General features: G+C 33.9%; 10 protein-coding genes. 9 read left to right on the top strand and 1 reads right to left on the bottom strand.

What is annotated here, in order from left to right; all coding sequences use genetic code 11:
• The 5 genes from MTBBW1_RS28750 to MTBBW1_RS25455 form a co-directional block, all read left to right on the top strand.
• Positions 1-569 (top strand): FtsZ/tubulin family protein (locus MTBBW1_RS28750; RefSeq protein WP_186441709.1); only part of this gene is annotated, 569 nt, incomplete at its 5' end.
• 96 nt (positions 570-665) lie between these two features.
• Positions 666-1,340 carry a hypothetical protein gene (locus MTBBW1_RS25475; protein ID WP_080809328.1) on the top strand — a complete coding sequence of 225 codons (675 nt, stop codon included), beginning with the start codon at positions 666-668 and terminating at the stop codon, positions 1,338-1,340.
• 824 nt (positions 1,341-2,164) lie between these two features.
• Positions 2,165-2,440 (top strand): hypothetical protein, encoded by a 276-nt coding sequence (locus MTBBW1_RS25470; protein WP_080809324.1) that lies wholly within the window; start codon positions 2,165-2,167, stop codon positions 2,438-2,440.
• Positions 2,441-3,579: 1,139 nt separating this feature from the next.
• Complete coding sequence (locus MTBBW1_RS25460; protein ID WP_139786905.1) at positions 3,580-3,954, top strand: CFI-box-CTERM domain-containing protein; 375 nt, start codon at positions 3,580-3,582, stop codon at positions 3,952-3,954.
• Between the two features lie 10 nt (positions 3,955-3,964).
• Positions 3,965-4,114 (top strand): DUF3820 family protein, encoded by a 150-nt coding sequence (locus tag MTBBW1_RS25455; protein ID WP_080809316.1) that lies wholly within the window; start codon positions 3,965-3,967, stop codon positions 4,112-4,114.
• A 287-nt stretch (positions 4,115-4,401) separates the two neighbouring features.
• On the opposite strand, the gene MTBBW1_RS25450 is transcribed toward MTBBW1_RS25455, so the two are convergent.
• Complete coding sequence (locus MTBBW1_RS25450) at positions 4,402-5,100, bottom strand: dimethylarginine dimethylaminohydrolase family protein (RefSeq protein WP_281255694.1); 699 nt, start codon at positions 5,098-5,100, stop codon at positions 4,402-4,404.
• Positions 5,101-5,613: 513 nt separating this feature from the next.
• On the opposite strand from MTBBW1_RS25450, the gene MTBBW1_RS25445 reads away from it, so the two are divergent.
• The 4 genes from MTBBW1_RS25445 (at position 5,614) to MTBBW1_RS25430 (ending at position 9,023) form a co-directional block, all read left to right on the top strand.
• Positions 5,614-6,099 carry a hypothetical protein gene (locus tag MTBBW1_RS25445; protein ID WP_080809312.1) on the top strand — a complete coding sequence of 162 codons (486 nt, stop codon included), beginning with the start codon at positions 5,614-5,616 and terminating at the stop codon, positions 6,097-6,099.
• Positions 6,096-6,629: a hypothetical protein gene (locus MTBBW1_RS25440; protein ID WP_080809309.1), complete on the top strand. Its 534-nt coding sequence runs from the start codon at positions 6,096-6,098 to the stop codon at positions 6,627-6,629. The genes MTBBW1_RS25445 and MTBBW1_RS25440 overlap by 4 nt, the downstream gene beginning before the upstream one ends.
• Before the next feature lie 130 nt (positions 6,630-6,759).
• A complete protein-coding gene (locus MTBBW1_RS25435; protein ID WP_080809304.1) occupies positions 6,760-7,341 on the top strand; it encodes a zinc metalloprotease in 582 nt (193 codons plus the stop codon).
• A gap of 365 nt (positions 7,342-7,706) precedes the next feature.
• Positions 7,707-9,023, top strand: a complete 1,317-nt coding sequence (locus MTBBW1_RS25430; RefSeq protein WP_080809301.1) for a radical SAM/SPASM domain-containing protein — start codon at positions 7,707-7,709, stop codon at positions 9,021-9,023.
• The last annotated feature ends 139 nt before the right edge of the window (positions 9,024-9,162 follow it).

The raw sequence follows: 9,162 nt of genomic DNA, 5'->3' as shown, positions 1-9,162 counted from the left end.
TTGAAAAAGACTTTTTCATTGCAAGAGATGTAATATTACAGTCAGCAGCAAAGCTGGTTATCACAATAACATCAAACCAATTTGACTCACCATTTAAATCCGCAACGACTCAAGATTCAAAAGAAGCAATTATCAGTCTACCGAAAAGCACTTTTAAAACCTTTGCAGCAATCACAATAGTAGATGTAAGTAGTATTTTAATAATACCTATCTTAGTTGGCATTGATTTTGCTGACATTATGATCGCTTTACAGAATAGTAAGGGCACTGCTTGTTCCGTTGCAAGCACATATCAAAAGAGCGTTGAAGCAACCAAACGATTAACTCATATACAATCAACAAATTTCAAAGAAGCAAACAGCATCTTAGCCATTCTCTCTTACTCAAACCCTGACCTCATAACTCTTGATGATATTACAAACATTAGTGGTGTAATCTCCAAAAATTCCAATAACAATTTGAATAGTTTCTGTTGGGGGTGTAGTTACAACAAGCAACTTCCAACTCTTTTTAGGCTGACGATATTACCCGTGATCTCTGATGAAGAGTTCCCCAAATACGAAATTTAACCAACAAATATAATTTAGCCTCAAATAGACTACAGTACCTTTTAAATAGCGACAATAAATTTTTCATCGGGGATATAGAATTTAAGGGATGTTAAAATGAAAAAAGAATTAAACGAATTTACTGACGAAATGATAAATAAAATCAAATCGATATTAACTGACACTGAATCTCTTTACCAAAAAAAAGAGCATAAAATAGCTAAGGAATTGGTGTGGAGAATTAGTTTTACAGCTGAAAAATTAGAAACTGCGTTAAACGCTCATCAATTTGGATTTCGACAAGGACCCTGTATTTACAATGAATTATCCGAGGAAGATGACGAAGCCATAAAGATTTTGAGTGATAAAATATATAAAATTGAAAAAATTATTTTATCGGAATATAAAAAAATTCATAGGCAGATCAAGCATGATGCTCAAGATCCCAACCGACGTATTGATGATACGGAAATTGAAATTAAAATTTGGTGTGCTTTATCAGAAAAAGATCCTCTATATGATGAGGATGACGATAACCATATTGTAAAAGTGGACTATCCCATCATAGATGACAATGACGGAATTGAAAATACGAATTGGAATGATTCAAGAACCCGAGAAAGAGTTCACCATTGCTGGTTATTTCATGATATCTCTGCTCATCTCAACCCTATTTTATCAATCAAGGATCTATTGAGGATCGGAGAAGTTCATGTTGATATTGATGTTCGTTACCAGCAATTTTTTGATTTGGGGTCACCAAATTTAGGACCCCCAAACTGGGCACTTTAACTGAACTTCTTTGAGATAAGAATCATTTTTACGGTGTAATTGCATACAGATGAAGATGAAGTTTGTCTGATATTCTCTGGGGAATTGAAAACACAAAGGTGGGTTATTAGAACTATATGGGGATAAAAATTTAATACCAATCATCAGACAATCAATTCATGGATCATCAAGTAATTAATTATAACTACGAATACTTAATAGATATAGATACTGTCTAACTGCCCAACTACAATATGATATATATAATATCAAATTTCGACACAACTAAACTACTAATAATGCTATGATATATGTGAATAATTGAAATTCAACCGCTATCATCGAATTTTGGTTCGACAGATTGGACAAATCCATTGAAATCTAAGTATTATTGTTGCAGTTATAGTATAGATAATTTCTTTTTTGTGCAACCTCTATATCCACACGTTTTCTGGCGATCTCATACTCTGGGATTCTGCGTGAATCACAAAGTAACTGTGTTAGGTGGGGCAGATTTCGACCGGTGCTAACATCAATTTCTTTATCTGAAGTATGAGTATGTATGTGTTTTTTGCTTTTGAGGCTGTATTTGGTAATGTTTAACAACTTCAATGATTCCCAGCTACTACAAAGACTTGACAAATGATTTTTTTTAAAATATTCAATGCCTGAATTCAGCAATGTTAAAATATTGTATTAAAAAAAAGATAGAAAAAAATTAAATGTTTTTAGAGAGGAAATGTTCATTAGCTCTGGTTTTAATTTTCAAAAAACTTAAAAAGTAAATCGATTATTATTTGTGTGCTAATATGATTTTTTGAGCATATAATAATGCGAGGTGTTTTATGGATTATTGTTTAATTCATTATCGAAAATCCGACAGAGTAGAGAAAATTTCATTTGTACCTTCAAAAGAAGTCAAAATAAATGGCTCTGATTTAATATTTTACCAACTCGCATTTAATAGTAAAAAAACAGATGAATTTCTAAAAATAGAAAGAAACACCCCTATTTTTCAATCTGTTTTAAAAGAATTTGGAGAATTTGGAAATATAAAAGATTTATACTATTTAGAGGATAGAATGGTTATGCATATAGAAAATCATGATTACCCTAAATAATTTTGTTTTTAAAATACTTTTAGACATTTAGAATCTTTAAAACCTGAGAAAATTGAATTTGCTTAAGTTAAACAAACTATTAATTCTTACTGGACAGTCCTTAGTTATTTTTTAAGCAAGTATTTAACTCCCACCATCTTTCAGACGAATCCGCTTGTCGTCGATTGTTTATCTACCCCCCCCCAGCTAAAAGATAGTAGTTGCTTAGTTCCAAATTTCAAAATTTTAATTTGGGTTTATCTTGACCGGAACAGTCTGTGATCTATATGGGGAAAAGGCGGTGATGAAGTCTTAGAAGAACTACTCTCTTGGGCAATTGATCCCCCGATATCATCTCCATAGTTAACGGCAGAGTCTCTATAGTTTTACTTCAACTGCGATGTTGAAGTTATAGATCGTTTTTTATGGTTCTTCCACACCCATCTCCAATATTCTCCCTTGGGGAGAGTTTTCAAAATCTCAAGAATAGGCAACTCTATCCACCATCTAACATTCGGAACTCTGACACATTAACTTCTATAACGGGATATCCTTTTTCTGTTATACTTCTTTTGGCTTTGGGGTATCCCTCTGGAACTATCACCGTTCCATTAACCCAAATACAGTTTGCCGCATATGCTTCCATCTTCTTGGGGTTGGTTCTAACGTCGGCCACCTCCAAGCAGTGCTAAAATACATATAGAAATATTCAATGTATTATCAGCTGGTTGAAACATGATACTTTGTCATGAGTTATATTGAGATTTACGTACAAAATATTATACAATGTTATTGTAATAATTCTTAAGCTTGTATTTTTGAAAGATAATTCTTGACCTATTCATCATTTGAGTTTATGCAGATAATTAATGGCTTCTCGATAATTGCAAGAATCATGTGATACGGAACTTATCGCGCGTAGTGAATATAGAAGATACTATTGGTTTTTCCGTTTAAATTACTATAAAGAGTCTATTCTGAAAAATCGACTAAGAAACGAAGTGTGCGAATAATGTTTTTCTGCTTTATCAGCTATTATGGAAATTCTGCTTCGTATATTATTTTTGATATCATAAAAATTTTTGTTTAGTTTCATGGGAGCGCGTTTTGCCAAACCAATGTCAAGACGTCTGTAAATAAATGTAAGCTGGGAGAAAATATTGAGCTTTGACAAAATGAATCTAAAAGAAAAAGAGGATTTTATAAATTATCTTGAAAATTTAAGTCCTCCTGAACAAGAGTTGTGGAAAATGAGAATAAAGGAAGCAATAGAAGAAGATGGTGACGACGATGAAGACGAGTATGACGGTAGTTGTTTTATTGCTACAGTATGCTTTGGTAGTTATTCAAACGAAGTTGCGAAATTACAACATTTTAGAGATGGAACATTGGCGAATTATCAATTAGGAAGATTTTTTATTAAAATCTATTACAAATATAGTCCTTCTATAGCAAAATTTCTGAAAAAAAATTCTGAAATTAGGTTGTTCACAAAAAAATATTTGATTATGCCAATTATTCATTTAATAAAATAAGAATTTACTTTTGATTGATCTTCCTGAACCTTACTTGGTATGGTTTTCTCAAAAAGGATTTCCAAATGGTAAACTTGGTCAGATGCTCCAGATGGTTCATGAGATAAAAGTAAATGGTCTGGAGTATTTGCTTAAACCATTGAGAAATATCAAAAGATGATCAGGAAATATCTATTGATAGGATTCTTTAAAATTTTTGATTTGGGTTGATCTTGACCGGAACAGACTGTGATCTATATGGGAAAAAGGCTGTGATTATGTCTTAGCAGGACTATCCTCTTGGGTAATTGATCCCCTGATATTATCTTCATAGTTAACGGCAACACCTGGATAGTTCAACTTTAACTGCGAAGTTAGAGTTCTTTTATAGAGGGCTTTTACTTCAAAATCTCTTGCTTTCAATTTTCTCCCTTGGGGAGAATTTTCAGAATCTCAAGGACAAACAACTCAATCCACCATCCAATTTTCGAACTCTGACACATCCAATTCGATAACGGGATATCCTTTTTCTGAGATGCTTCTTTGTGCTTTCGGATAACCTGCTGGAATGATCACAGTCCCATTAACCCAAATACAGTTAGCGGCATATGTTTCATCCTCTTCAATCTCAATCAGATTGAATGATTGAAATTCTTCTTTTTCCAGAAACTCTCCGGTGGCCACCAGATTATTATTTTCCAGGTATGATACTCCAGTCTTAAGATGGAGAACTGTCTCCAACTTATCCATGGAACCGGACATTCCATATTTTTCAAGATGAGCAATCATTTGTTGAGCACCATCTTCATTTGTTCGATCTGAAATGCCGATATAGAAATGTTCCCCCACCATCATGATATCACCTGCTTCTACTGTTCCTGGGGAGGTTATTTCCTCAATATTTTTGAAATAGTCTTTCAGAATTGGTTTGATTGATTCAGTCTCACCCTGCCGGGATAGTGCCCCTGGATTTGTAATGATGGCACATGATTTTGTCAGTAGAGCTACATCTTCGATAAAGGTAGAGTCAGGATATGCTTCATCAGCTTCAAGAACCGTTACTTGAACTCCACATTTTTCAAGTGCTTTGATGTACTGCTCGTGTTGATGGAGTGCTTTTTCATAATCCGGTTGTCCCAAATCAGCACTGGTGATTCCGTTGATCATACTTTTTCCAGGTGTTCGAACAATGGCGCTTGTGAACATTCAAGCTTCCTCAAAGTCTTGTTGATGTTAAAGTATCTGTATTTTGGTTCCCTGATTAGATTGTTAATGTGAAGATGTCAATAAAAAAATGTTATGTCGCTTTAATACCAATAGTTTAAAATGTTATTGTAACATAATGGATATACGAATCACTTAAAGATTCTTCTTGATTTTTCATCTGATTGGGATTATGCATAATGATTGCTTCTTCGATTCATACAAGTACCATAATGATACCGAGACTTTACGGTGGAGTGGATAAGGACAATATCATCCTTATTCATCACACAAACTGTTATCAAAGAACCCATTCTAAGAAGTCGACTAAGAAATGAAGTGTAGAAGGTGCTTTTCCATTTCCAATGCTTCAATATCAGTTATCATGGAAACTCGGTACCTTATATTGTCTTCGATATAATGAAAAGTTTCCATTTGTTTGCACTGTTATATTTAGATCAGTAAGGATTGTTGGTTATGAAAAAGTTGTATAGAGGTGTATCAAAGCAATTAGATGCAATTTGTAAGGGTAAGCTTCGTCCGAAAGGTGATAAATCTGAAGTTACAATGCGTTATGGGGATAAAAAATTAAGACATGACGCTAAATTTACACATGGAAAATCTGAAAATAATGCAGCTCGATCTCACCAAATTGAATCAGGTATGCGTAGTGATTGCTTCATTTCAACGACAAGAAATCCAAAAATAGCTGAAAAATTTGCGACAACAGATCAAAATAAAAATGCAACTGATGGATATGTTTATGTAATAGATGAAGACAAATTGCAGGAATATGGAGTAAAGGCTTTTGAATTTGATGATCCTGAATATCCGGAAGAAAAGGAAGTTTCTCTTCGAACAAAAGATAATGGGACTATGCCAGAAGAACTTGTTATTGAAAAATTCAAAGTAAAGGCAAGCAACTTTTTATGGGTTAAAATAGAAAGATATGGTGATATATGAAGTATCAGGTATCAGTTTATAAAGAATTTTCCAGTTTTCTTGCTGAAGCTACCCAAATAGCAAAAGATAAAATTAACTTATACAATTCATTGTTAGATCCGCCAACACGTAAAAAACTTCAAGGGAATGCTTTTCAAAAATTCCTTAAATTTCTTATTTTTATAATAAGAAAACTTGGTTGGTATATTTATGTTGCTATTGGTGGTTTACTTGGATTGGGATTTTTAGGCTTTTTTGGGGGAATGGGCACTTTAATGGCTTCCAACCCACCACTTGCAGTTGCAGTTGCCATTCTTGGTGGGGGCGGAGTATATCTTATTTGGAAAAATAAAGAAGTGTATCTTACGCATGAAAAAATTGGCAAGAGATACAAAAAGGACTTTGAAGCTATTGTTGAAGAATTTCCTAACTTAGAACAACGTGCTGAAAATATAGAAAAACTATTAAAATTATGTGTAAAAAGTATATGTGTTGAAGTTTTTAGTATCTCTTCTGATGAATTTGTAAACAAAGTCTCTGAGAATGCGTAATAAAAGAAACATGGCTCGGCGTTGGGCTCCACGGATTGAGAAAAATCGTTATCATAGGTTCGGCCAACAAATTCTATCGCCGTATTTGACAGACTCACAATTTTAAACCTGGTTTGAGGAAGAAATAAAAATGAATAATTTACTCATTGATCGTTTAAATACAAATCGGGTAGCACTTCATGAAGTTGGACATTACATTATAGCACGTGTTTTAGGATTTAGAACACAGGGCATCAAAGTTAATTTAAACGATTCTGAAAACGAAGCTGCGTCTGGAATAATTCTTGTTAAACCTTTAGTTTCAACCCAAGAAATAATAAATTATTTAGAAAAACGCGTACAGGTACTCTTTTCGGGTGCATTATCTGAAGCTATTGTAAATGGGAAAGTTGACGAAGACAAGGCTTGTGTCTGCTTAAAGAAGAACGGTAAAGACGATTACTCCAAGGCAAGGGAACTCATACAACTATTAAGAAATATCATATATTTAGATAATTGTAGTGATTTGTCAATGAAAGATACAGACCAACAAATTCAACAGATATCAGATGCTCTTTGGGAAAAGGCAATCATGCACGTTGAATCCGAATACACAAATATTGCTGGCTTGAGTGATAATTTAGAATCAATAATTATTAAATCTGGTGGAAAAGCTGAGTTGACTGAAAATTATATAAATAATTTACCTGCAATCCGTGTACGTTTTCTATGATCCCCCTTATGCTCAATTTTGTCTGAAAGCAGATAAACAAAAAGGAGGTGTGGTATGTGGTGATGATAACGTAATTTTTTGAATTTCAAAAAGTTAATACTTATGACAGAAATCCCATTTTTTAAATAAAGATGTACAACAGGAGGAATAAAACATTGAAAAAAGAGCAATTGACACCAGTGACACTCAAAGCATCGGAAGAAAAAAAGTTGAAGAGTGGTACCGTTAATATGTCAAGAGGGTATTGCCGTCATTACCATAAAGCAAAGGGATGTTAGGTCATACGTTCCCCTAAAAGAGAGTCCTTCTTAATGAATGGTTCTCTTTTTTTTGTATAAAATAGCCATAACTGGATAGTTTTAATTATGACAACGGGCAATGAAGAAACATTAATCAAACTGATTGATGACTATTTTAAAGTACGTAGAGATAACGTGAATTTACTGATTTATCCAGATAAGCCGGCGTGGGTGACTTTCAGTGACAGCGAATTGGAAGTGTATTTAGATCTTCTTTCACAGTCACTTATTTATAATGGGAATGAATTACTCTCTTTATGTAAGCAAAAAAACACTCGTTCTCAAGTCATTAAGAAAATATCAAATAACGAATTCGTTCAGAACCCTGTTCCCAATGATGTTGACATACATGAGTATTCCCATTACTCAGTACATTTAATTGCTACACACAAGTGCAATATGCATTGCAAGCATTGCTATATGGGAGCAGGTGAAATGCTATTTGATGAAATTTCGTTTGTACAATTAACAAGATTCTTCCAAATGCTTATGGATGAAGTCGAGAAACCACTTGATATAGTGTTAAGCGGTGGTGAGATTCTAACCGTTTCATGGTTACCTAACCTTTTGAATTGGTTAAGAGAACATTCCTGTGTAGCAGATATTTATACAAATGGAAAACTGCTTAGTGCTGATTTTTTCTCAGAATTTCGGGATGTAATTGGGAAAATTCAAATTAGTTGTGAAGGCATAAGAGAGACGACCTATGAATATATTCGTGGGCAAGGTAATTACAAAAATTTCCTTAAAACGCTTGAACTACTTGCTTCAAACAATATACATACGACTTTAGCATACTTAGTCATGCCGCACAATTTTGATGAGATGAAAAATGATTTTGTTTCCTTCATAGAAGATTACTATTTTGATAATTTAAGTTTAAAAATTGATCCAGATTTCGACTGGGAAGGGCGAGCGGTAAAGGAATTGGATCGCAGATCTGGTGAGAAGTTTTATAAAAATTGCCTAAGCGATATTGTACAAGAGACACATAAAATAGTTAGCTGGTACTCAGAACGATTCAACAAAGAAAGGCTTTACTCATTTAAGTCTGGCTGCAAATTCTCTAATTGCGGTATTGGTTTGGGATTGGGGATTGAAAGCAAAGGTGATATTTATCCATGTTTTTGGTCTACAGGAAATTATGGAAACATTAAGACGATCAAGCGAGATATGCTACATGACCTTTTGTCTTTTTTTAAGGAGCTTCAAGTGAAAACGAGTGTCGAAAATATCCAATATTGCAGTAACTGTGAGTTAAAATACATCTGTACCGGTGGTTGCAAGGCTAAGAATCATCAAGGAAACGGGAACTACCGTGATCCAATTTGCAGCGAATGGGTTAAAGATTCCTTTTATTATAGGCTTATATATAATTTGTAATGTTTAGACTTCGAGGCGTGGCAAGTGAATTGTCATAAAATCAGGCAACGAAACCTTAAAAGTTATTCGGGTTTGGTGGGCGTTTTAACGAGGAAATATTCCCAATCGGGTAGCCGGGGGGATTTCTCCCCCAGCCCCA

It is taken from the genome of Desulfamplus magnetovallimortis (assembly GCF_900170035.1).
Taxonomy (GTDB): domain Bacteria; phylum Desulfobacterota; class Desulfobacteria; order Desulfobacterales; family Desulfobacteraceae; genus Desulfamplus; species Desulfamplus magnetovallimortis.
Note: the sequence above shows the minus strand (reverse complement) of the source record. Positions and strands in the feature narration are given on the sequence as shown.

What these genes read in the sequence shown, in the direction of transcription:
- MTBBW1_RS25470 (WP_080809324.1), top strand. Translation starts at nt 2,165, where the DNA reads ATGGATTATTGTTTAATTCATTATCGAAAATCCGACAGAGTAGAGAAA.
- MTBBW1_RS25450 (WP_281255694.1), bottom strand. Translation starts at nt 5,100, where the DNA reads ATGATCAACGGAATCACCAGTGCTGATTTGGGACAACCGGATTATGAA.
- MTBBW1_RS25430 (WP_080809301.1), top strand. Translation starts at nt 7,707, where the DNA reads ATGACAACGGGCAATGAAGAAACATTAATCAAACTGATTGATGACTAT.
- MTBBW1_RS25440 (WP_080809309.1), top strand. Translation starts at nt 6,096, where the DNA reads ATGAAGTATCAGGTATCAGTTTATAAAGAATTTTCCAGTTTTCTTGCT.
- MTBBW1_RS25475 (WP_080809328.1), top strand. Translation starts at nt 666, where the DNA reads ATGAAAAAAGAATTAAACGAATTTACTGACGAAATGATAAATAAAATC.
- MTBBW1_RS25445 (WP_080809312.1), top strand. Translation starts at nt 5,614, where the DNA reads ATGAAAAAGTTGTATAGAGGTGTATCAAAGCAATTAGATGCAATTTGT.
- MTBBW1_RS25435 (WP_080809304.1), top strand. Translation starts at nt 6,760, where the DNA reads ATGAATAATTTACTCATTGATCGTTTAAATACAAATCGGGTAGCACTT.